The organism is Achromobacter sp. ES-001 (genome assembly GCF_019448355.1).
Classification (GTDB): Bacteria; Pseudomonadota; Gammaproteobacteria; order Burkholderiales; family Burkholderiaceae_B; genus Achromobacter; species Achromobacter spanius_B.
Map to the genome: position 1 here is coordinate 116,082 of NZ_CP079940.1, position 19,311 is coordinate 135,392.

Below are 19,311 nucleotides of genomic sequence, written 5' to 3' on the forward strand. Positions count from 1 at the left end.
AGGTCGGGCCGCGCAGGCTGGGCCGCGTCAGGCCGGGCCGCGCAGGCCGCGCCGCGTCAGGTCGGGCCGCGTCAGGTCGGGCGGGTTCCGAACATGATCACGAGCATGCCGGCCAGGCACAGGCCCACGCCCAGCCAGTCGCTTGCGCTGGGCCGCACGCCGTCAACCGCCCACAACCACATCAACGCCATGCCGATGTACACGCCGCCGTAAGCGGCGTAGACGCGGCCGGAGGCGGCGGGATGCAAAGTCAGCAGCCACGCGAAAAGCGCCAGGCTGGCCCCCGCCGGGGCAAGTAGCCAGATGGAATGGCCCTTGCGCAACCACAGGTATGGAAGGTAGCAGCCGATGATTTCGGCCAGCGCCGTCAGGACGAACAGCGCAAGGGTTTGCAGGGCCGCCACGTGCGCGCCCTCAGGGTTTTTGCGCCAGCAGCGCGCGGCATTCGCGTTCCTGCTGCGCAATTTCCTGCAAGGTGTCTTCGATGTCGCGGCGCTGTTGTTCCAGCGTGTCGCGGTGCTGCTCCAGCACGCTGAGGTACTGGCGCAATTGCACTTCGGTATCGCCGGGGCCGTCGTACATGTCGATCAGCGTCAGGATTTCAGACAGCTGCAAGCCCAGGCGTTTGCCGCGTAGCGCCAGTTTCAGGCGCGTGCGGTCGCGCGGGCCAAAGATGCGGTTGCGGCCCTCGCGCGCCGGGCTGACGATACCCTGGTCTTCATAGAAGCGGATCGTGCGAGGCGTGACGTCGAACTCGCGGGCGAGCTCAGAGATGGTCCAGGTTGACGAGGGCATGCGGCGTGTGGCAGTTTACGTAAACGTAAATTATGATGACTTGACGTCAACGTCAAGCGTGGAGCAAGAGGCAATGAACCCCAACGAACAGAAATTGCAGTACCCCTGGGCGGACTTCCAGCCCGAAGCCGGCCGGGCCCATGTGGTGGCGGAAGGCGTCAAGTGGATCCGGATGCCGCTGCCGTTCGCGCTGGATCATATCAACCTCTGGCTGCTGCGCGACCGCATCGACGGCCAGGACGGCTGGACCATCGTTGACTGTGGCATCTCGCGCGACGAGGTCAAGGCCTTGTGGGAAGACGTCTTCAAGAACGAACTGGAAGGCCTGCCCGTGCTGCGCGTCCTGGTCACGCATATGCACCCCGACCACATCGGCCTGGCGCATTGGCTGTGCGAACGCTGGAACGCGCGGCTGTGGATGACGATGACGGACTTCATGGTGGCCTCGTTGTGGTCGTCGCGCCGTAACGAAGCGGGCGGCGGCCCGGGCGGCCAATCCGCCGTCGAACACTTTGCGCGCCACGGCCTGACGGACCTGGACGCGCAAGAGCAGATCCGCCAGCGCGCCAACTACTACCCCAACCTGGTGCCGGCGGTGCCCGCCCGCTACACGCGCATCATGCACGGCGATCAGGTGCGCATCGGTGACCACGACTGGCGCGTGATCGTGGGTTACGGCCACGCGCCGGAACACGCCTCGCTATACAGCGCCGACCTGAACGTGCTGATCTCGGGCGACATGGTGCTGCCGCGCATTTCCACCAACATCAGCGTGTTCGATTACGAGCCCGACGCCAACCCCTTGCCGCTGTACCTGCGGTCGCTGGACGGCTACGCCGGCCTGCCCCGCGACGCGCTGGTGTTGCCCTCGCACGGGCGGCCGTTCAAGGGCCTGCACGAGCGCATTGCGCAGCAGCACGAACACCACCGCGATCGTCTGGCCGAAGTGCTTGAGGCATGCGCCGCGCAGCCGCAGTCAACGACGGACATCTTGCCGGTGCTGTTCAAGCGCAAGCTGGACCTGCATCAGCTGACCTTCGCCATGGGCGAAGCGCTGGCGCACCTGCATGCGCTGTATTTCGAGGGCAAGCTGCGTCGTGCCACCGGCGACGACGGCATTGTGCGGTTCACGGCTGCGTGATCGACAAGCGCGGCGGGTTCATGACCGGACCCGTCAGCGTGTCGCCGTGGCCAGCCTGACGGCAAGGCCCACGAACACCAGGGCGGCGATGCGATTGAGCCAACGCTTGGCCGTGACCGAGCGTTGCAGCAGTTCGCCGAACGCGCCGGAAAAGAACGCGATGGCGCCGAACACCAGCAACGTCGACACCATGAACACGGCGCCCAGCTGCATGACCTGCAAGCCGACCGGGCCCAGCGCGGGCGTGGTGAATTGCGGCAGGAAGGCGAAGAAGAACAGCAGCACCTTGGGGTTGGTCAGGTTCATGACGATGCCGCGCCGGTACAGCGCGCCGGGCTTGAGCGGTTCGGGCCGTTTGCCGTCTTCCGATTCCACGGGGGCGCGCAGGATCTGCCACGCCAGGTATGTCAGGTACGCCGCACCCGCCAGCTTAAGGGCCGTGAACGCCATGGGCGAGGCCGCGAACACGGCGGCAAGCCCGAGGGCGACGGCGGCCGTGTGGCCCAGCAGACCGGTGCACAGCCCCAGCACCACCAGCATGCCCGCCTTGCGTCCCCAGATAGCGGACTGCATCAGCACGAACACATTGTCCGGCCCGGGCGTCAGCGCCAGCAGCACGGCAATGCCGAAAAAAGCGATCAGGGTGTCGAAGGGCAGCATGGGACGTGGCCTGGTGGAGGTGGGCGCCGGGTAGCCCGGAGAATGGCATCATAAGGGCAAATTCCCCGCAGTTCAGCGCTGCCACGGAACCCCAAGGACAGAGAGAGACACGCCATGACGACAAACGCCGCGCAGGCATCGCAAGCATCGCAAGCGCCAGAAACATCGCAAGCGTCCCAAGCATCGCAAGCCGCCCCGGCCCGACATGCCTCCCACGCTGGCCCCGGCCTCGACACCGCAGCCGGCCCCGACGCCGCGCTGCACGCCCTGCTGCTGGCCCGGCACAGCTGCCGTGCCTTCCTGCCCGCGCCCGTGCCGCGCGACGTCATCGAACGCATCTTGACGCTGGCCCAGCGCACGGCGTCATGGTGCAACTGCCAGCCCTGGCGGGTCGCGGTGACCGAAGGCGCGGGTACCGATCGCTTGCGCGCCGCGCTGCTGGCGCGCGCGCAACAAGCCGATGCGGCGTCGGGCTTCACCCCCGACTTCCCCTTCCCCCGCGAATACCGCAACGAATACCTGGCGCGCCGCCGCGAATCGGGCTTTCAGCTGTACGGCGCGGTGGGCGTGGCGCGCGGTGATCGCGACGCCTATCGCCGGCAAGAGTTGCGCAACTTCCAGCTGTTCGATGCGCCGCACGTAGCCATCATCACCACCGACGAAGCGCTGGGCGAATACGGCGCGATGGATTGCGGCGGCTACGTCGCCAACTTCCTGCTGGCGGCGCAGGCCAACGGCGTGGCCACGGTGGCCCAGGCGTCGCTGGCGATGTACCCCGAGGTACTGCGCGACGTGCTGGGCATCGACGCCGACCGGCGCGTGGTCTGCGGCATTTCGTTCGGCTATGCCGACGCCGATCATCCGGCCAACAGCTACCGCACGCGCCGTGCCGACCTGCCCGAAACGGTCAGTTGGGTCACCGCCTAGGGACAGGCGCCGCCACGCCTGATATGGTTCACCCTGTTCGCCCCGAGTCCGGCCCTGTTCATTTCTCCAGCGTTCCTTCGAAGATGACCTCCAAACACATCGATACGGTTTTGCAGCACGCGGGCACCGCCCCGTTCGACCCCCAGACCGGTACCGCGCCCGTGCCGCTGCCGCCGATGCGCGCCAGCACCGTGCGGTTCCAGAACCTGGCCGCGCTGGAACAGGCGCAGCGCAGCAAGGCCGAAGGCGGTCGCGCCACCACCTATGGCCGCATGGGCATGGACACCCACGCCGCGCTGGAACAGGTCTTTACGCAGCTGGAAGGCGGCACGCATTGCTACCTGGCGCCCTCGGGCTTGTCCGCGATGACGATGGTCATGATGGCGCTGTGCTCGGCCGGCGACCACGCGCTGATCTCCGATTGCGTCTACGGCCCGATGCGGGAACTGGACGACGCCGTGCTCAAGCGCATGAACATCGACATCACCTACTTCGCGGCCGACGACGACCTGGACGCGCTGGTGCAGCCCAACACGAAGCTGCTGTACGTGGAATCGCCCGGCTCGCTGCTGTTTGAAATGCTGGACATGGGCGCCATGGCCGCCTTCGCCAAGCGCCACGGGTTGGTGCTGGCCACCGATAACACCTGGGGCTCGGGCTACATCTACCGTCCGTTGACGCTGGGGGCGCAGGTGTCGATCATTGCCGGCACGAAGTACGTGGGCGGGCACTCGGACCTGATGCTGGGCGCGGTGGTGACCAACGACGAAGGCATTGCCAAAAAGCTGAACCGCACGCAGTACGCGATGGGTTATTCCATCAGCGCCGACGACGCCTGGCTGGCGCTGCGCGGCGTGCGCACGATGCCGATCCGCATGGCGCAGCACGCGCGCCATGCCTTGCAGGTGTGCGAATTCTTCAAGAGTCGCCCCGAAACCGTGCGCCTTTTCCACCCGGCTTTGCCTGAAGATCCCGGCCACGCGCTGTGGCAGCGCGATTGCTCCGGGTCCAACGGCATGCTGTCGGTTGAGTTGCGCTTGTCCCCCGTCGCCGCGCGCGCGTTCGTGGATGCCCTGACGTTGTTCGGCATCGGCTTTTCGTGGGGCGGCTACGAAAGCCTGGTGCAGCTGGTGTCGCCCAAGGATTTGTCCAAGCACCGCTATTGGGGCGAAGGCGAGAACGCGGTGGTGCGCTTGCACATCGGCCTGGAAGCGCCCGAGGACATCATCGCGGACCTGACCCAGGCGCTGGAAAAGGCGGCGGCGGTCAGCGCATAGCGCCGCACGCTTATGTGACGCCGCCGCGGATCCACGCGCCGATGCGGGCGGCGATGTCGTCGCTGTTGTCGTCCATCATCGGCATGTGCGAATTGCCGGCGATACCCATGTCGGCCAGCCGCCACGTGTCCACCCGGGCGCCGTGGCGTGCCAACGATTCTGCATAGTCCCGCCCGCTTGCGCACAGGCGTTGCCATAGCGGCGTGGCGTCCAGATAGTCGCCATAGACGAACAGGAACGGCTTGTTCGCCACGGCGGCGGCCGTGACGTCGGCGGAGTAGCCTGACGGTTCGATGCCGATCACACCACGCACCAGATCGGGCCGCGCATGAAGCGCCCGGTAAGCGACCTCGCCGCCATGGCTGTGCGCCACGACCACGCAGGGTCCGATGCGATCCAGCGCCGCGCAGAAACCGTGCAACGCCGCCTCGTTGTTGCTCAGCCAGCGCGGCACCGCGTGCCGGATGAAATCGTCGAACGCACCCACCGGAAAGCGCTGCCCCGCGAAGGGGCGGCGCATCCCGAAATCCTCGGCGCGGCCCAGGCGGAACAACGACCAGCTTTCTTCGGCGGTACGCATGATGGGCGCCTCGGGCCACACCTGCTCAAACGGCGCCCAGCCGGCGCGCCCGCGCTCGACGTTGTCCACCACATACACCGCGTGGCCCTGGCGCAGAAAGTGCTGCATCCAGCCCGCGCGACCGTCCGGCGTCTGTTCCCACATCGCGCCCGTCATGCCGCCGCCGTGCAGCAGCACGATGGGCAGCGGATGCGCCAAGCGCGCCGGGATGAAGTACTGCACATACGCCTGCTCGAAGTGGTACAGGCCATTCGGGTCATACGCCAGCGACGCGCTTTTTGTGAAAGCAATCTCGCGCTGCGGCAGCCCGGCCATGCGCACCGGCCTGCCGCCCGCGTAGAAGCTGCCGAAGTCCGCCAGCGTGACGGCATCGCCCCGGGGCTGCGCGCGCGGGGCAGCCCCGGCGTCAGGCTTGGGCCGCGTCATCGCTTGACCAGCGGGCATTGGCTGTCCGACAGCGGCCAGGCCAGCGTGTCGCCGGGAATGCTGCGCACGATGTTGTAGTAGTCCCACGGGGCCTTGGACTGCGCGGGGGTCTTCACTTGCGCCAGCATCATGTCGCGCACCACCAGGCCGTCTTCGCGGATGCGTGCGTTCATGCTGAACGGGTCATCGATGGGCAGCGATTTCATCTTGGCCATCACTGCGTCCGAGTCCGCCGTGCCGGCCGCCTTCACCGCTTGCAGGTAGTGCCGCACCTGGCCGTACACACCGGCTTGCAGGAAGGTGGGCGGGCGGCCGACGCGCGCTTCGAACTTCTTGGTGAAGGCGCGCGTGCCCTCGTTCATGTCCCAGTACGACGGCACCGTCAGGTAGGTTTTCTGCGCCGCTTGCAGCCCCAGGCTGTGCACGTCCGTGATCAGCAGCAGCATCGCCGCCAGCTGTTGTGCGCCGCCAATGCCGAATTCCGCCGCCTGCTTGATGGCCGAAATCGTGTCGCCGCCCGCATTCGCAATGGCAATGATCTGCGCCTTGGAGCCCTGCGCCTGCAACAGGAACGACGCAAAGTCCGACGCGTTCAGGGGGTGGAACACGGTGCCTGCGACTTCGCCGCCATTGGCTTTCACGACGGTTTCCGTGTCCGCCGCCAGCTGCTTGCCGAAGGCGTAGTCCGACGCCAGGATGAACCAGCGCTTGTTGCCCTCGTTCACTACAGCGGTGGCGGTGCCGCGCGACAAGGCGTAGGTGGTGTACGTCCACTGCACGCCGTAAGGCGAGCACTGCGCCTGCGACAGCGCCGTGGTGCCGGGGCTGGAGAACAGCACCAGTTTTTTCTTTTCACGCGCGATGCCCTGCACCGCCAGCGCGACCGAGGAATTGGGCACGTCCACCACAACGTCCACGCCGTCGGTGTCGTACCACTTGCGGACCATGCTGCTGCCGATGTCGGGGCGGTGTTGGTGGTCGCCCGAGACCAGCGAGATGGGTTTGCCCAGCACCGTGCCGCCCATTTCTTCGATAGCCAGTCGGGCGGCTTCCACCGAGCCCTTGCCGGTGGCGTCGGCGGTAACGCCCGCCATGTCCGTCAGTACGCCGATCTTCACGCCGTCCGCCGTGTTGGCGTGCGTGGCGATGGCGGTCAATGCCAGGCACAGGCCCAGCGCTTGTGCCGCGCGTTTACGCAGGAATTGCTGCTTCATTTGTCTTCCACCCTTTTGATGCCGTCGTCGCGGCGAATTCTTGTGGCAAAAGTGTAGCCCCGGCAAATCAGAAAGAGGGAAGACTTTCTCAACGATTTCCCAAAGAAAAACGCCCCGGCCATGTGGCCGAGGCGTTTTGCACGATGAAGCGAAGGGGGGCGCGTGACTTACTTGTTGCGCGCCATCGGGACCAGCTTGTCGACTTCCTTCAGGGCGCCTTCATAGCTGTTGCCCGCCATGACCGGCGAGGTCATGAACTTGCCGCCAACGGCAAACGACGGGGTGCCGTCGATGCGGTAGGCGTCGGCCAGCTGCGTGGCGCGCTGCACTTGGGTCTGCACGCTGAACGAGTCAAACACGGAATCGAACTTGGCGCGGTCCACGCCTTGCGAGGCGGCCCATTCGCCCATCGACTTCTTGTCGAACAGGCGCTTGTTTTCGCCGTGGATGGCGGTGAAGAACTTGGCGTGCAGGTCGGGGCGTTCCAGGGCCATGAACGTGTAGTAGACCTGTTGCAGCGGTTTCATGCCGGCATTGAAGGCGATGGGCACTTGCTTGAGGACGACGTCCGACGGCGCGGTCTTGGCCCAGGCTTCGACCATGGGTTCCATGGCGGCGCAGTGCGGGCAGGTGTAGGCGAAGAATTCCAGCACTTCCACTTTGCCCGGGGTATCGGAGGGCAGCGGCGGGTTGATGGCCACGTAGGCTTGGGTGCCTTGGGCGTGGCTAACCGGGCTGAAGAACGCGGAGGCGGTCAGCGCGGCCGCGGCCATGATGCGAACGATCTTGGGGGACAACATGGATGAGAGGTTCCTGAGTAAAAAGTTACAGACAGGCCCGGGGCCGGATTAGTTCAATGAAAAAAATGGCGCCGCATCGCGCTACTGGCGCACCACGGCGGTTTCGATCTTGTTTTCGCCCAGGCGGCCGCGCGCCCGGTTCATGTCGTCCAGCCGCGCAAACGGGCCGACGCGCACGCGGTTCAGCGGCTTGCCGTTCACTTCGGCCTTTTGCACGGCAACCGGCAAGCCCAGCAGAATAATGCGGGCTTTGAGCGATTCCGCGTCGTTTTCGCCTCGGAACGCGCCGGCTTGCAGGTAGTACGTGCCGGTTGCGGCCGGCGCGGCGGCCTTGGCGGCAGGAGCCGGCGTGGGCGCTGGCGCGGGCTTGGACAGCGGCGTGGGGGCGGTGCCGGGGGCGCTGGCCGCAGGCGCGGCGGCTTGCGGTTTGGCGGTGGAAGGTAGCGTGGCGATCAGCGCGCCCAGATCGTCCAGCCGGGACGGGGTTTCGTCAGGCTTGGACGCGGCGCCCGAGCCCGTGCCGGCGCCCGGCAGCGGCGCCGGAGCGGTGGCGGTGGGGCCGGTGGGTGGCGCGCCCGCCGCGCCGTCGCGCCCGTACAGGCCGGCGTTTGGGTCCGGCGCCTGGCGCGGATCGGGCAGCTTGCCGGGGTCGCCCTGGCGAGTGGCCCGGTCCACGAAGGGGATCGGGGCCTTGGTGACGTAGAAGGCCACGACGGCGGCCACGATCAGACCGATGAGCAGGCCGGCGAGCGCCCCGTAAAGGGTGCTGCCGCTTTCGCCGGAGGAACGGCGGGTGGTTTTGCGCTTTGTTGCCATGAACCGATGTTACATCCGCTCGGGCGCGGATACGCCCATCAGTTCCAGGCCGTTGGCCAGGACCTGACGCGTGGTGGCGGCCAGGCGCAGGCGGGCCAGCTTCAGGGCCACGTCGTCCACCAGCACGCGTTCGGCGCTGTACCAGGCGTGGAAGTCCGAGGCGCAGTCGCGCAGCCAGAACGCGATGTGGTGCGGCGACAGGTCTTGCGCCGCCAACGCCACCACGTTGGGGAATTCGGCCAGGCGCTGCATCAGCGCGAATTCGGACGGCGCGGTCAGCAAGGACGTATCGGCGGCGGCCACGTCAGCGGCGGGCATGCCGGCGTTGTTGATCATCGTGCAGATGCGAGCGTGCGCGTACTGGATGTAATAGACCGGGTTCTCGTCGCTTTTCGACAAGGCCAGGTCCACATCAAATACAAATTCGGTGTCGGCGCGGCGCTGGATCAGGAAGTAGCGCACGGCGTCGCGGCCCACCCAGTCGATCAGGTCGCGCATGGTGACGTAGCTGCCGGCGCGCTTGGAGATCTTGACCTCTTCGCCGCCGCGCATCACCTTGACCATCTTGTGCAGCACGTACGACGGGTAATCCTTGGGGATGCCCTCTTCCAGCGCCTGCAAGCCGGCGCGCACGCGGGCCACGGTGCCGTGGTGGTCGCTGCCCTGGATGTTCACGGCGCGGTGAAAGCCGCGTTCCCATTTGGCCTTGTGATACGCCACGTCCGGCACGAAGTAGGTGTAGCCGCCTTCGCTTTTGCGCATGACGCGGTCTTTGTCGTCGCCCGTGCCCAGTTCGGTGGTGCGCAGCCACAGCGCGCCGCCTTCTTCATAGGTATGACCGCCGGCAACCAGCGCCTTGACGGTGGCTTCGACGCGGCCCGACGTGTACAGCGAGCTTTCCAGGTAGTAGTTGTCGAACGCCAGGCCGAACGCCTGCAAGTCCAGGTCTTGTTCGCGGCGCAGGTACGCTACGGCGAAAACGCGGATGTCGTCCAGGTTGTCGATGTTGCCGGTGGCGGTGACGGGTTCGCCGTCGGACGGCTGGATGGTCTTGCCGGCCTGGAAGTCGCGCGCGATGTCGGCGATGTAGTCGCCCTTGTAGCCGTCTTCCGGCCAGTCGGGGGATTCGGTGGTCAGGCCACGGGCACGCGCCTGCACGCTGATGGCCAGGTTGTGGATCTGGTTGCCGGCGTCGTTGTAGTAGAACTCGCGGGTGACGTCCCAGCCGATGGCGTCGTACAGGCGGCACAGGGCGTCGCCCAGCGCGGCTTGGCGCGCGTGGCCCACGTGCAGCGGGCCGGTGGGGTTGGCCGATACGAATTCAACCAGGATCTTCTCGCCGCTGCGCGGGGCGCGGCCAAAGCTTGCGCCCTGCTCGGCCACGGCGGCGATGACGGCCTGGCGCGCGGCGGCGGTGATACGCAGGTTGATGAAGCCGGGGCCGGCGATTTCAGCGCTGTCGACCAGATCTCGGGCACCGGGGGCGGCCATCAGCGCGTCCACGATGGCCTGGGCCAGTTCGCGCGGGTTGCGGCGGGCCGGCTTGGCCAGTTGCATGGCTACGTTGGTGGCGACGTCGCCGTGGGCGGCGACCTTGGGGCGCTCAAGCAGCACATTGGCCTGGGCGTCGGGAAGGCTCTGCGCAACGGCGGCCTGGATCAGGGAGATAAGCTGTTTTTGTTGCTCGGGGAGCATGGGCGTCTGAAGAAGTTCTGGGTGAGTGACCAAGGCGGGGATCAAACGGACGGTGTCCGGGCCGGCAGTGTCACGGGAATCATCCGGAATGATAGTTGATTTGGCGGCCCAATCGGGCGGATCGGGCGTGCAAACCGTCCGGCAAGCGTTCGCGCGGCGGGCGGAACTCTGAACAAAATCAAATGCCTAGCCAGCGGCGCGGGTGCCCGGTGTCCGGGCCGTGTCGCGCGCGCGAGGGCGCCAGTTGGCATCCCTGGGGCGTTGCGGTAGTGTATGTAACGTATTCAATAAGGGAGACCGCAATATGCTGATTACCTTTCACTCCAAGGTCGTGGCCGAGGTCCTGATGCTGTCCGACCACGCCGGTCCCATTCTGCAGGCAGCGGGCAAACCCATCGGCGACAAGATCCCCGAACGCGGCGTTTTCACGGTGGAGCAACTGGGCCCCGCCATCGCCGGCATCGAACACGCCATCGAGGTCGCCGAACGCCCGCTTGACGACGAAGACGACGAAGACAAGGCGCCCCGTGCGGCCATGGCGCGCACGGTGGGCCTGAAGGAACGCGCGTTTCCGTTGCTGGACATGCTGCGGCAATCGCAGGCAGCGGGCGTCGAAGTCACCTGGGAAGCCTCGCGCGGGTGGTAAGCAATGTCGCCGGGCGGACAATCCGACCGGTGTTTTTTGCCTTACCCTTGCGGCCTGACGCCCTTTCAAGGAAACCCTTATGCGCAGCGACATCACCATTGTTTTCGACCCCCGCCGGTCGCTGGACCTGACCGCCACGGTAGAGCCGTCCCCGCAGCGCCAGAGCGATGCGCGCGATTGGTTCGACGGCGCCTGGGAAACCCTGGGCTGCGAACCCTTGCGGCCCAGCGGCAAAGTGCTGTTGCTGGATAAGGTGCTGGGCGTGGCCGATGCCCTGGGTTACGACACCCTGTCCACCGACACCAAGGAAGCCCGCGAGTTCGCCGAGCACCTGGCGTTGGCGCTGGAACGCCCGCGCATCACGGTGGACCTGCCGGGGCTGACCGTCGGCTACTGACGGCGCGGCTCTCGGCAAGCGCCACAAAACAAATCCCCGCTCAAGGCGGGGATTTTTTCGGGTGCGCGGCGCCAGCCGCACAGACCGCAGACCACAGGCTAGCGGATCCCCGCCCGCATGAACGACTGCACGAATTGCCGTTGGAACAGCAGGAAGGCAATCAGCAACGGCGCCGCCGACATCAGCGTGGCGGCGGTAATGACCGACCAGTCGATGCCCTGGTCCGTGGACGAGAACACCTGCAAGCCCACCGTCAGCGGCCGGGATTCCACCGAGTTGGTGATGATGAGCGGCCACAGGAAATTGTTCCAGTGGTGGCTGACCGACACCAGCCCGTACGCCACGTAGATCGGCTTGGCCAACGGTACATACACCTTCCACAGAATCTGCATGGGGCCCGCGCCTTCCATGCGCGCCGCCTCTTCCAGTTCGCGCGGCACCGTCTTGAAGGTCTGGCGCAACAGGAAAATGCCGAACGCCGACGCGAAGTACGGCAGGCCGATGGCGAACACGGTGTCGCGGACGCCCAGCTGGCTCATGGACCGGTAGTTCTCTACCAGCAGCACGTCGGGCATGATCATCAGCTGTAGCAGCACCAGCATGAAGACGAAATCGCGGCCCCGGAATTCGAAGCGCGCGAACGCGTAGCCCGCCAGTGTGGACAGCACCAACTGCGCTGCCAACACCATCGTCACCAGCAGGAAGGTGTTCAGGAAATAGCGCGGAAACGGCGCCGCGTGCCAGGCACGCACGAAGTTATCCAGCGTCAACGGCGCGAACAGCTCGAAGCGGGTTGCGTAGGCGGGCGGGTGGAATGCCGCCCACATCGCGTAGGCCAGCGGCAGGATCCACAGCAGGCCAAGCGCCCAGGCGCCCAGGGTATCTAGCTTGTCTTTCATTGATAGTGCGTCCTGCGATCCAGCCAGCGGAACTTGAACAGCGCGGTCAGCGCCAGCACCACCAGCAACACGACGGTCAGCGTGGCGGCGTAAGCCGTGTCCCAGAAACTGAAACCCACCTGGTAGATGTAGTACAGCAGCAGGGTGCTGGCGTTATCCGGCCCGCCGCGCGTCATGACGACCACATGGTCCACCAGGCGGAAGGCGTTGATCAGCGCATTGATCAGCACGAACAGCGTGGTGGGCATCAACAGCGGCCACAGGATGCGGCGGAAATACTGCCAGCGCGAAGCGCCTTCCAGCATCGCGGCCTCGCGCAGCGACGGCGACACGGTCTGCAAGGCGGCCAGATAGAAGATCATGAAGAAGCCGGATTCTTTCCACACCGTGACCAACATCAGCGCGGGCAAGGCGGTTTCGCGGTTGCCCAGCCAGTTCGGGCCGGGCGAACCGAACCACCCCATCACCTGCGCGATCAGCCCGTACTGCGGCGTGTAGAAGAACAGCCAGATGTTGGCCACCGCCACCATCGGCAGCACGGTGGGCGTGAAGTACGCCATGCGCAAAAAGCCGCGGCCGCTCAGGTTGCGGTTCACCCACAACGCCATGATCAGCGCGATGCCGATGGACGTGGGGATCGTGCCCAGCGCAAACCACAGGTTGTTCCACAGCGACTGCCAGAACACCGGGTCGTCACGCATGACGGCGTAGTTCTCCAGGCCCACGAAACGCGCCGGACGCGCGCCCTTGGGCGTGGAAAAAAAGCTGTGCCAAAGCGTCGCCACCGCCGGGTAATGCGTGAAGGCGGCGAGCAGCACGATGGCTGGCAGCAACAGCAGCCAGCCATAAAGCGCATGTAAAGAGCGGCTCATCGTGCTTGTCGGTTTATTTGTAGGAACGCAGGATGCGGTCGGCCTCGCGCTGTGCGTCGGTCAGCGCCTGCTGCGGCGTCTTCGAACCCGTCAACGCCGCTTGCAGCGCGTCGTTCAGGGTCTTGGTGACGCGCTGGTTTTCATGCGTGGAAAATTCCGCCACGCTGACTTCCAGCTGGTCGCGCGCGACCGTGGCGGCCGGCACTTCCTGCGCGTACTTCTTCATCTTTTCGGTTTGCCAGGCGGCCGGCGTCACGGCCACGTAGCCCGTGGCGATGCTCCAGTCGGCCGCGCGTTCCGGCGTGGTGACCCACTGCGCGAACTTCAGCGCGGCCTGCTGCTGCGCCGGCGTGCCGCTCTTGAAGATATAGAAGTTGCCGCCGCCCGTCGGGCTGCCGCCGCGCTTTTGCTGCGGCATCATCGCCACGCCGAACGGGAAGTCGGCGTTCTTGCGGATGTTGGTCAGGTTGCCGGTGGTGGTCCAGACCATGGCGGCCTTCTTTTCCAGGAAGTCCTTGGGCGTGGTGCCCCAGTCAATGGTGCCGGTGGGCATGATCTTGTGCTTGGCCGACAGGTCGCGCCAGAACTGCGCGGCTTCCACCACCGCCGGCTTGTCCAGGTAGACCTCGTTACCGGCTTCGTTCATCAGGATCGCGCCGTTGGGCGTGGTCAGCGCCTGGAACAGCCAGTACGCAAACGCGCCGCCCGACGGGATCTCGATGCCCCACTGCGTGGTGTTGCCCGAGGCGTCCTGCTTGGTCAGCTTCTTGCCGTAATCGACCAGCTCGGCCCAGGTGGCGGGCGCGCGTTCGGGGTCCAGGCCCGCTGCCTTGAACAGGTCCTTGTTGTAGTACATCACGATGGTCGAACGCTGGAACGGCACGCCCCAGGTGTGGCCGCCCGAGCGGCTGTTCTGCATGAACGCGTCGTAGAAGCCGCCCAGCCACTTCTTGTCGGCATCGCTTTTCGCCAGCGAATCGATCGGCACGATGGCGTCTTCATCGATCAGCGTGAACATGTCGGTGGACAGCAGCACGGCCAGTTGCGGCGGCGTGCCGCCCTTGAGCGCCGTCAGCGCCTTGGCGATCGAATCCTGATACGAGCCGGCGTAGATCGGCTTGATCTTGATGTCGGGATTTTCCTTCTGGAAGTCCGCGACCATGTCGTCGACGATCTTGGTGATCGGGCCGCCGACGGCAACCGGATAATAGAACTCGACCTCGACGGGTTTGTTTTGCGCCTGTGCCGGCAGGGACAGGCAAGCGGCGGCCAGGCTGGCGGCCAGGGTCTTCAGTACGATGCGTCGCATGGTGGCGTTTCCTTTCCTGTGCAATGGGCGTCTTCTAGCGCCCGACGGTGTTGATCACCGCCGAATCGGCGGCAAAGAAATGCTGTTGCCCGTCCTGCCAGGACAGGTTCAGGGCCTCGCCGGCGCGGGCGCGCAAATGGCCGCCCACTCGCACGGCCACGCCGCTGGTGTCGCCTACCCGGCACACCACGATGGAATCCGCGCCGAAGTATTCAACGCTTTCGACAATGGCCGGTATGCCGGTGCTGTCGATGCGGATGTGTTCCGGGCGCACGCCCAGCTTGATGGCGCCGGCCGGTGCGTTGGCGATCACGGGGCCTTGCGTGCCGGCGATAACGGCGGCGCCGTTCGCGGCGGCAAGCCCGATCAGATTCATGGGCGGCGTGCCGATGAAACGCGCGGCGAACTCGGTGGCCGGCCGTGCGTACAGGCCGTCGGGCGTGTCGTGCTGTTCGATCTGACCGCCGCGCAACAGCACCACCTGATCGGCCATGCTCATCGCCTCGGTCTGGTCGTGCGTGACGTACACCATCGTGATGCCCAGGTCCTGCTGCAAGGCGCGGATCTCGCGGCGCATCTCGTGGCGCAGCTGCGCATCCAGGTTGGATAGCGGCTCGTCCATCAGGCACACCGGCGCTTCGGAAATCACCGCGCGCCCCAGCGCCACGCGCTGCTGCTGGCCGCCCGACAACTGCGACGGCTTGCGGTCCAGCAGATGCTCCAGGCCCAGCAGCCCGGCCACACGCTGCAAGCGGCGGTCGAAGTCGCGCGCGGGTTCCTTGCGGACCTTGAGGCCGAACAGGATGTTCTCGCGCACCGACAAATGCGGGAACAGCGCGTATGACTGGAACACCATGGATATGCGGCGCTTGGCCGGCGGCAGTTGCGTAACGTCGCGATCGCCGATGCGGATGGTGCCCGATGTGGGCGTGTCCAGGCCGGCGATCATGCGCAGGGTGGTCGACTTGCCGCAGCCGGATGGGCCCAGCAGCACCGTGAAGCTGCCCGCCGGCACCGTGAAGCTCACGCCGTGGATGGCGGCGGCGCCGCCGTACTGTTTGGTGAGGTTATCCAGAACGATGGATGACATGCTGTCTCGACGATCTAATTGTTAGATCCGCATTGTTGCCTGTTATGAAAACCTTTTCATTGTGCAGCGCAAACATGACGGATTCGTGGCAAGCCAAACGGCTACAAACAACGCTGCGCGCCCCTTCGGCGCAGCGCTCAGGCAAACGGATAAGGCCCGGGATATTCCCCAAGCACCGCGTGGTGCGTAACCAGGTTCGTGCCTTGCCACCAATGCAGCTGGTAGCCCGGCGGTTCCATGATGTATTGCAGCGTGGGACGCGGCCCCAGCTCCAGCGCCAACTGGTGTGCCGTGCCCGGGCAGGTTGACGCGATCGTGCCGCCGAAGCGCTGGAAGATGGTGCGATGCAAATGCCCGCACAGCACCCGTTCTACATTGGGAAAGCGCGACACCACGCGTTCCAGCTCTGGCGCGCCGGCCAGAAGGCCGATGGCATCCATGTGTTCGATGCCGGTCAGGAACGGCGGGTGGTGCATCAACACCAGCGTCGGCCGGTCCGGCTGTTCGGCCAGGCGCGCGGCTAGCCAGTCCAGGCGGTCCTGGCAAAGTTCGCCATGGCTTTTCATCGGCACCACCGTGTCCAGCGCCAACAGGCGCAGCGGATAGGTTTCGATGGCGTACTGAATGAACGGCCCGCCGCCTTGCAGGTAATCGTGGTCGGGAAAGGCGGCGCGCAGTTGCGCGCGGTCGTCATGGTTGCCGGGCAGCAGAAAGTACGGAATCTCCAGCGCTTGCAGATGGTCGCGCAGCACCTGGTATTCGTGCGGGCGGCCCAGGTCGGTCAAGTCGCCTGTGATCAGTACGCAGTCGGGGCGCGGCGTCAGCGCGTTCAGCGCGCGCACGGCCGGCGCCAGGAATGCGGCCGGGTCGATGATGCCGTAGGCCTTGTCGCCCGGGGTGCGCATGTGCAGGTCGGTGATTTGGGCAATGAGCATGATGCGTGCGTTGTCGTAATTGAAGAGATCAGCGGCGTACGGACGCCGCGGTACCGCCCACCACGATGCAATGCGGCAAGCGGTTCGATTGGGCAGGTCGGCCATGGATCTGCGCCAGCAGGTTCGAGCACGCCGTCTGGCCGATGCCGTCGCTGGGTTGCGCCACGGTCGTCAGCGGCGGCGTCAGCAAGGCGCCGAAGCGCATGCCGTCAAAGCCGCACACCGAAATGTCGGTGGGCACGCGCAGGCCCAGCGCCACCAGATCGGCGATGACGGCAGTGGCCAGCAAGTCGTTCGAGCAGAACAGGGCGGTAGGCGCCTGTTTGCCGCGCAGCGCGGCCTTGAGCACGTCGGCATCGCTGCCGGTGTGCGAGCTCATGGCGATGTGCTGCACGGTGTCCAGGTTCAGCTTCTTGGCGCAGGCGCGGGCGCCGGTCAAACGGCGGCGGGCGCGATCCGAGGCGGTCAGCGGCCCGGTCACCAGCGCAATGCGGCGGTGCCCCAGCGCGGCCAGATGCGCGACCATGTCGCTGGCAGCGGCGCGGTTGTCCACCGACGCAAACGGGTGCGTGGACGACTCGTTGTAGACCAGCACATATGGCATGCCGGCGCTGTCCAGATCGTCCAGCGTGGCGCTTTTGTTGACGTCGGCCACGGTCAGGATCAGGCCGTCGACTTGATGGTCGATCAGGCCTTGGACCGCGGCGGATTCAACGGCGGGGTCATACCCGGTGGCGGTCAGCATGACGCTGTAGCCCGATTCGCGCGCACGGCGCTCGGCGCCTTCAAAGCACTCGGCGAACACGGGATTGGACAGGGTGGGCAGAATCAACCCGATGGTGCGGGTGCTGCCGGAGCGCAGGCTGCGGCCAACGCGGTTCGGCCGGAACCCCGCGCGCTTGGCCACGTTGCGGATGTGCGCCAACGTGTCGGGATGGACGATCTCGGGTTGATTGAATGCGCGCGAAACCGTCGCCGGCGATACGCCTGCCTTGCGGGCCACTTCAATGATGGAAAAGCGGGGCGACGGGCGCGTAGCCATACCGGGATTACTGTCGATTTGCTGAAAACGTTTTCATCTTACAAGACAAATATGACCTTTGTGTTGCACGGGTTTGCGCTATGCTGGTGTGAACGCAACAACATAAAGCCTAGGCGCGGCGCAGTCGTTTTACCCGGGAAAACACGGTGTTTTTGGTGTTTTTCCTAATTGACGCGGCGCGCACAATGGCAGGGATCGGTCCGCATTGCCCCACGGCGCAACAACGCCGCCGGCAACGCAAGGGCAGACCCCTCGGTCAAGGGGACCGGGTGCGTAATCAGCTGCCACGCCTTGCGCGGCGCCGGTAAAGAGGAAAGGAAAATGTCTACTGCCTTAAACAGCCTTGGCGCGGTTCAAGCCGCGCGCAAGCTGCAACGGCGCGAGTTAACCGCGGTGCAATTGGTACGAGCCTGTTTTGCCCGTATCGAGCAGCGCGAAAATACCATCCACGCCTGGACCGCCCTGCAAAAACAGGCGGCGCTGGACGTTGCACAGGCCCTGGACGATGGCCCTTTGCAGGGTCCGCTGCATGGCCTGCCGATCGGCGTGAAAGACCTGTTCGACACCGTCGATCTGCCTACCCGCTACGGCTCGCCTATTTATGAGCGCCACCGCCCCGGCCTGGACGCCGCCGCCGTGGCGCTTTGCCGTGGCGCGGGCGCCATCGTGGTGGGCAAGACGGTCACCACTGAATTTGCGACCTATCAAGCCGGCCCGACCCGCAATCCGCGCAACGAGGCCTACACGCCTGGGGGCTCCTCCAGTGGCTCGGCCGCCGCGGTCGCGGACGACATGGTGCCCTTCGCATTGGGCTCGCAAACGGCGGGTTCCATCATCCGCCCGGCGTCTTATTGCGGCATCGTCGGCTTCAAGCCCACGTTCGGCGCCATTCCCCGCGCGGGCGTAAAAAGCCTGGCCGAATCGCTGGACACGGTGGGCGGCTTTGCCCGTTCGGTGCCCGACGTGGCCTTGTTTGCGTCCGTGATGATGCGCGATGCCCGCATGCAGGACCTGTCCTACGACGCCAAGCCGCGCGTGGGCATGTGCCGCACGTTGCAGTGGCGGCACGCGCAGGCCGAAACGAAGGAAGCGTTCGCCCAGGCGGCGGCGACCTTGTCGCGCGCGGGCGCCACCGTGAAAGAGGTGCCGCTGCCTTCGCAGGATTGCATGCTGGTGCAGCTGCACGCCGACATCATGGCGTACGAGGCGTCGCAGTCGCTGGCTTTCGAGCGCCTGCAACACGCCGGCCAACTTAGCCCGAAGATCCAGGCGGTGCTGGAAGCGGGCGCGCAGATATCGGCCGAGCAACACATCAAGAACCTGGCGCGCGCCGAAGAGTCGCGCATTCGGGTGAACAGCTGGTTTGACGACTGCGACGTGTTGCTGGCGCCCAGCGCCGCCGGCGAGGCGCCATTTGCCGACCTGGGCACGGGCGATCCGCAGTTCTCGCGGCCCTGGACGCTGTTCGGCCTGCCCTGCCTGAATCTGCCCTTCGCCACGGGCCCGCAAGGGCTGCCCGTGGGGTTGCAGCTGATCGGGCAGCGCTATGACGACTACCGCACGCTGGCGATTGGGGCGTGGGTGCATGAGCGCCTGCTTGAGGCCAATGCGCCGGATATTGGCGCGTCGGATATGTGGCCGCGAGGCTGAACGCGGCACGCGTTCAATCAAATGCCGAAAGCAGAAAGCAGAAAGCAGAAAGCCCGCCGATAAGGCGGGCTTTTTTGTGCCGGTCGCGCCAGGAAGAGGTGTGTTCCTGGTTGTTGGCCGGCCCATGTTTCGGGCCGGCT

General features: G+C 65.8%; 20 protein-coding genes. 6 read left to right on the forward strand and 14 right to left on the reverse strand.

The genetic code is table 11. The features are described 5' to 3' along the window. Window positions 1-71: 71 nt before the first annotated feature. Together KYT87_RS00545 and KYT87_RS00550 are read right to left on the reverse strand one after the other, a co-directional pair. Window positions 72-404, reverse strand: coding sequence for a YnfA family protein (locus KYT87_RS00545; protein WP_219991514.1), 333 nt, complete (start codon window positions 402-404; stop codon window positions 72-74). Window positions 405-414: 10 nt separating this feature from the next. Then, the gene (locus tag KYT87_RS00550; RefSeq protein WP_046803951.1) at window positions 415-795 is read right to left on the reverse strand and encodes a MerR family DNA-binding transcriptional regulator; all 381 of its coding nucleotides are present in this window, start codon (window positions 793-795) and stop codon (window positions 415-417) included. A gap of 73 nt (window positions 796-868) precedes the next feature. On the opposite strand from KYT87_RS00550, the gene KYT87_RS00555 reads away from it, so the two are divergent. Further along, entirely contained in the window at window positions 869-1,936 is a 1,068-nt protein-coding gene (locus KYT87_RS00555) for an MBL fold metallo-hydrolase (protein ID WP_219991515.1), read from the forward strand. Between the two features lie 33 nt (window positions 1,937-1,969). On the opposite strand, the gene KYT87_RS00560 is transcribed toward KYT87_RS00555, so the two are convergent. Beyond that, entirely contained in the window at window positions 1,970-2,596 is a 627-nt protein-coding gene (locus KYT87_RS00560; protein ID WP_046803949.1) for a LysE family translocator, read from the reverse strand. Between the two features lie 114 nt (window positions 2,597-2,710). Here KYT87_RS00560 and KYT87_RS00565 point away from each other — a divergent pair, with 114 nt between their 5' ends. Together KYT87_RS00565 and metC are read left to right on the forward strand one after the other, a co-directional pair. Continuing rightward, complete coding sequence (locus tag KYT87_RS00565; protein WP_255593764.1) at window positions 2,711-3,523, forward strand: nitroreductase; 813 nt, start codon at window positions 2,711-2,713, stop codon at window positions 3,521-3,523. An 83-nt stretch (window positions 3,524-3,606) separates the two neighbouring features. Next, complete coding sequence (gene metC / locus KYT87_RS00570) at window positions 3,607-4,800, forward strand: cystathionine beta-lyase (RefSeq protein ID WP_219991516.1); 1,194 nt, start codon at window positions 3,607-3,609, stop codon at window positions 4,798-4,800. 10 nt (window positions 4,801-4,810) lie between these two features. On the opposite strand, the gene KYT87_RS00575 is transcribed toward metC, so the two are convergent. From KYT87_RS00575 to argS, 5 genes are all read right to left on the reverse strand, one after another. Next, on the reverse strand, window positions 4,811-5,824 hold the full coding sequence (locus tag KYT87_RS00575) for an alpha/beta fold hydrolase (RefSeq protein WP_223264917.1): 1,014 nt from the start codon (window positions 5,822-5,824) through the stop codon (window positions 4,811-4,813). Continuing rightward, a complete protein-coding gene (locus KYT87_RS00580; protein WP_104144675.1) occupies window positions 5,803-7,020 on the reverse strand; it encodes an ABC transporter substrate-binding protein in 1,218 nt (405 codons plus the stop codon). Before KYT87_RS00580 ends, KYT87_RS00575 begins: the two co-directional genes overlap by 22 nt. A gap of 167 nt (window positions 7,021-7,187) precedes the next feature. Further along, window positions 7,188-7,820 (reverse strand): thiol:disulfide interchange protein DsbA/DsbL, encoded by a 633-nt coding sequence (locus KYT87_RS00585; RefSeq protein ID WP_046803945.1) that lies wholly within the window; start codon window positions 7,818-7,820, stop codon window positions 7,188-7,190. 81 nt (window positions 7,821-7,901) lie between these two features. Then, window positions 7,902-8,636, reverse strand: coding sequence for an SPOR domain-containing protein (locus KYT87_RS00590; protein ID WP_219991517.1), 735 nt, complete (start codon window positions 8,634-8,636; stop codon window positions 7,902-7,904). 9 nt (window positions 8,637-8,645) lie between these two features. After that, complete coding sequence (gene argS, locus KYT87_RS00595; protein WP_104144676.1) at window positions 8,646-10,331, reverse strand: arginine--tRNA ligase; 1,686 nt, start codon at window positions 10,329-10,331, stop codon at window positions 8,646-8,648. Window positions 10,332-10,635: 304 nt separating this feature from the next. On the opposite strand from argS, the gene KYT87_RS00600 reads away from it, so the two are divergent. Next, window positions 10,636-10,977 carry a DUF1840 domain-containing protein gene (locus KYT87_RS00600; protein ID WP_046803942.1) on the forward strand — a complete coding sequence of 114 codons (342 nt, stop codon included), beginning with the start codon at window positions 10,636-10,638 and terminating at the stop codon, window positions 10,975-10,977. A gap of 79 nt (window positions 10,978-11,056) precedes the next feature. Further along, window positions 11,057-11,374: a hypothetical protein gene (locus KYT87_RS00605; protein WP_046803941.1), complete on the forward strand. Its 318-nt coding sequence runs from the start codon at window positions 11,057-11,059 to the stop codon at window positions 11,372-11,374. Between the two features lie 98 nt (window positions 11,375-11,472). Here the strand turns inward: KYT87_RS00605 and KYT87_RS00610 are convergent, their stop codons facing one another. The 6 genes from KYT87_RS00610 to KYT87_RS00635 form a co-directional block, all read right to left on the reverse strand. Then, a complete protein-coding gene (locus KYT87_RS00610; protein WP_046803940.1) occupies window positions 11,473-12,273 on the reverse strand; it encodes a carbohydrate ABC transporter permease in 801 nt (266 codons plus the stop codon). Continuing rightward, entirely contained in the window at window positions 12,270-13,145 is an 876-nt protein-coding gene (locus KYT87_RS00615; RefSeq protein WP_046803939.1) for a carbohydrate ABC transporter permease, read from the reverse strand. Before KYT87_RS00615 ends, KYT87_RS00610 begins: the two co-directional genes overlap by 4 nt. Window positions 13,146-13,158: 13 nt before the next feature. Next, window positions 13,159-14,454 carry an ABC transporter substrate-binding protein gene (locus tag KYT87_RS00620; RefSeq protein WP_219991518.1) on the reverse strand — a complete coding sequence of 432 codons (1,296 nt, stop codon included), beginning with the start codon at window positions 14,452-14,454 and terminating at the stop codon, window positions 13,159-13,161. Window positions 14,455-14,488: 34 nt separating this feature from the next. Continuing rightward, window positions 14,489-15,544 (reverse strand): ABC transporter ATP-binding protein, encoded by a 1,056-nt coding sequence (locus KYT87_RS00625; RefSeq protein WP_120153402.1) that lies wholly within the window; start codon window positions 15,542-15,544, stop codon window positions 14,489-14,491. Between the two features lie 137 nt (window positions 15,545-15,681). Beyond that, window positions 15,682-16,479, reverse strand: a complete 798-nt coding sequence (locus KYT87_RS00630; protein ID WP_046803936.1) for a phosphodiesterase — start codon at window positions 16,477-16,479, stop codon at window positions 15,682-15,684. 28 nt (window positions 16,480-16,507) lie between these two features. Further along, window positions 16,508-17,521: a substrate-binding domain-containing protein gene (locus KYT87_RS00635; RefSeq protein ID WP_219991519.1), complete on the reverse strand. Its 1,014-nt coding sequence runs from the start codon at window positions 17,519-17,521 to the stop codon at window positions 16,508-16,510. Window positions 17,522-17,842: 321 nt separating this feature from the next. On the opposite strand from KYT87_RS00635, the gene KYT87_RS00640 reads away from it, so the two are divergent. After that, window positions 17,843-19,171, forward strand: a complete 1,329-nt coding sequence (locus KYT87_RS00640) for an amidase (protein ID WP_120153403.1) — start codon at window positions 17,843-17,845, stop codon at window positions 19,169-19,171. Window positions 19,172-19,311 lie beyond the last annotated feature (140 nt).

Excerpts from the sequence above, each read along its gene's own strand:
- argS (WP_104144676.1), bottom strand. The coding sequence starts at position 10,331 with ATGCTCCCCGAGCAACAAAAACAGCTTATCTCCCTGATCCAGGCCGCC.
- KYT87_RS00565 (WP_255593764.1), top strand. The coding sequence starts at position 2,711 with ATGACGACAAACGCCGCGCAGGCATCGCAAGCATCGCAAGCGCCAGAA.
- KYT87_RS00580 (WP_104144675.1), bottom strand. The coding sequence starts at position 7,020 with ATGAAGCAGCAATTCCTGCGTAAACGCGCGGCACAAGCGCTGGGCCTG.
- KYT87_RS00590 (WP_219991517.1), bottom strand. The coding sequence starts at position 8,636 with ATGGCAACAAAGCGCAAAACCACCCGCCGTTCCTCCGGCGAAAGCGGC.
- KYT87_RS00600 (WP_046803942.1), top strand. The coding sequence starts at position 10,636 with ATGCTGATTACCTTTCACTCCAAGGTCGTGGCCGAGGTCCTGATGCTG.
- KYT87_RS00635 (WP_219991519.1), bottom strand. The coding sequence starts at position 17,521 with ATGGCTACGCGCCCGTCGCCCCGCTTTTCCATCATTGAAGTGGCCCGC.
- KYT87_RS00605 (WP_046803941.1), top strand. The coding sequence starts at position 11,057 with ATGCGCAGCGACATCACCATTGTTTTCGACCCCCGCCGGTCGCTGGAC.
- KYT87_RS00615 (WP_046803939.1), bottom strand. The coding sequence starts at position 13,145 with ATGAGCCGCTCTTTACATGCGCTTTATGGCTGGCTGCTGTTGCTGCCA.
- KYT87_RS00560 (WP_046803949.1), bottom strand. The coding sequence starts at position 2,596 with ATGCTGCCCTTCGACACCCTGATCGCTTTTTTCGGCATTGCCGTGCTG.
- KYT87_RS00575 (WP_223264917.1), bottom strand. The coding sequence starts at position 5,824 with ATGCCCGCTGGTCAAGCGATGACGCGGCCCAAGCCTGACGCCGGGGCT.
- KYT87_RS00610 (WP_046803940.1), bottom strand. The coding sequence starts at position 12,273 with ATGAAAGACAAGCTAGATACCCTGGGCGCCTGGGCGCTTGGCCTGCTG.
- KYT87_RS00620 (WP_219991518.1), bottom strand. The coding sequence starts at position 14,454 with ATGCGACGCATCGTACTGAAGACCCTGGCCGCCAGCCTGGCCGCCGCT.
- KYT87_RS00555 (WP_219991515.1), top strand. The coding sequence starts at position 869 with ATGAACCCCAACGAACAGAAATTGCAGTACCCCTGGGCGGACTTCCAG.
- KYT87_RS00625 (WP_120153402.1), bottom strand. The coding sequence starts at position 15,544 with ATGTCATCCATCGTTCTGGATAACCTCACCAAACAGTACGGCGGCGCC.
- KYT87_RS00630 (WP_046803936.1), bottom strand. The coding sequence starts at position 16,479 with ATGCTCATTGCCCAAATCACCGACCTGCACATGCGCACCCCGGGCGAC.
- metC (WP_219991516.1), top strand. The coding sequence starts at position 3,607 with ATGACCTCCAAACACATCGATACGGTTTTGCAGCACGCGGGCACCGCC.
- KYT87_RS00585 (WP_046803945.1), bottom strand. The coding sequence starts at position 7,820 with ATGTTGTCCCCCAAGATCGTTCGCATCATGGCCGCGGCCGCGCTGACC.
- KYT87_RS00640 (WP_120153403.1), top strand. The coding sequence starts at position 17,843 with ATGTCTACTGCCTTAAACAGCCTTGGCGCGGTTCAAGCCGCGCGCAAG.
- KYT87_RS00550 (WP_046803951.1), bottom strand. The coding sequence starts at position 795 with ATGCCCTCGTCAACCTGGACCATCTCTGAGCTCGCCCGCGAGTTCGAC.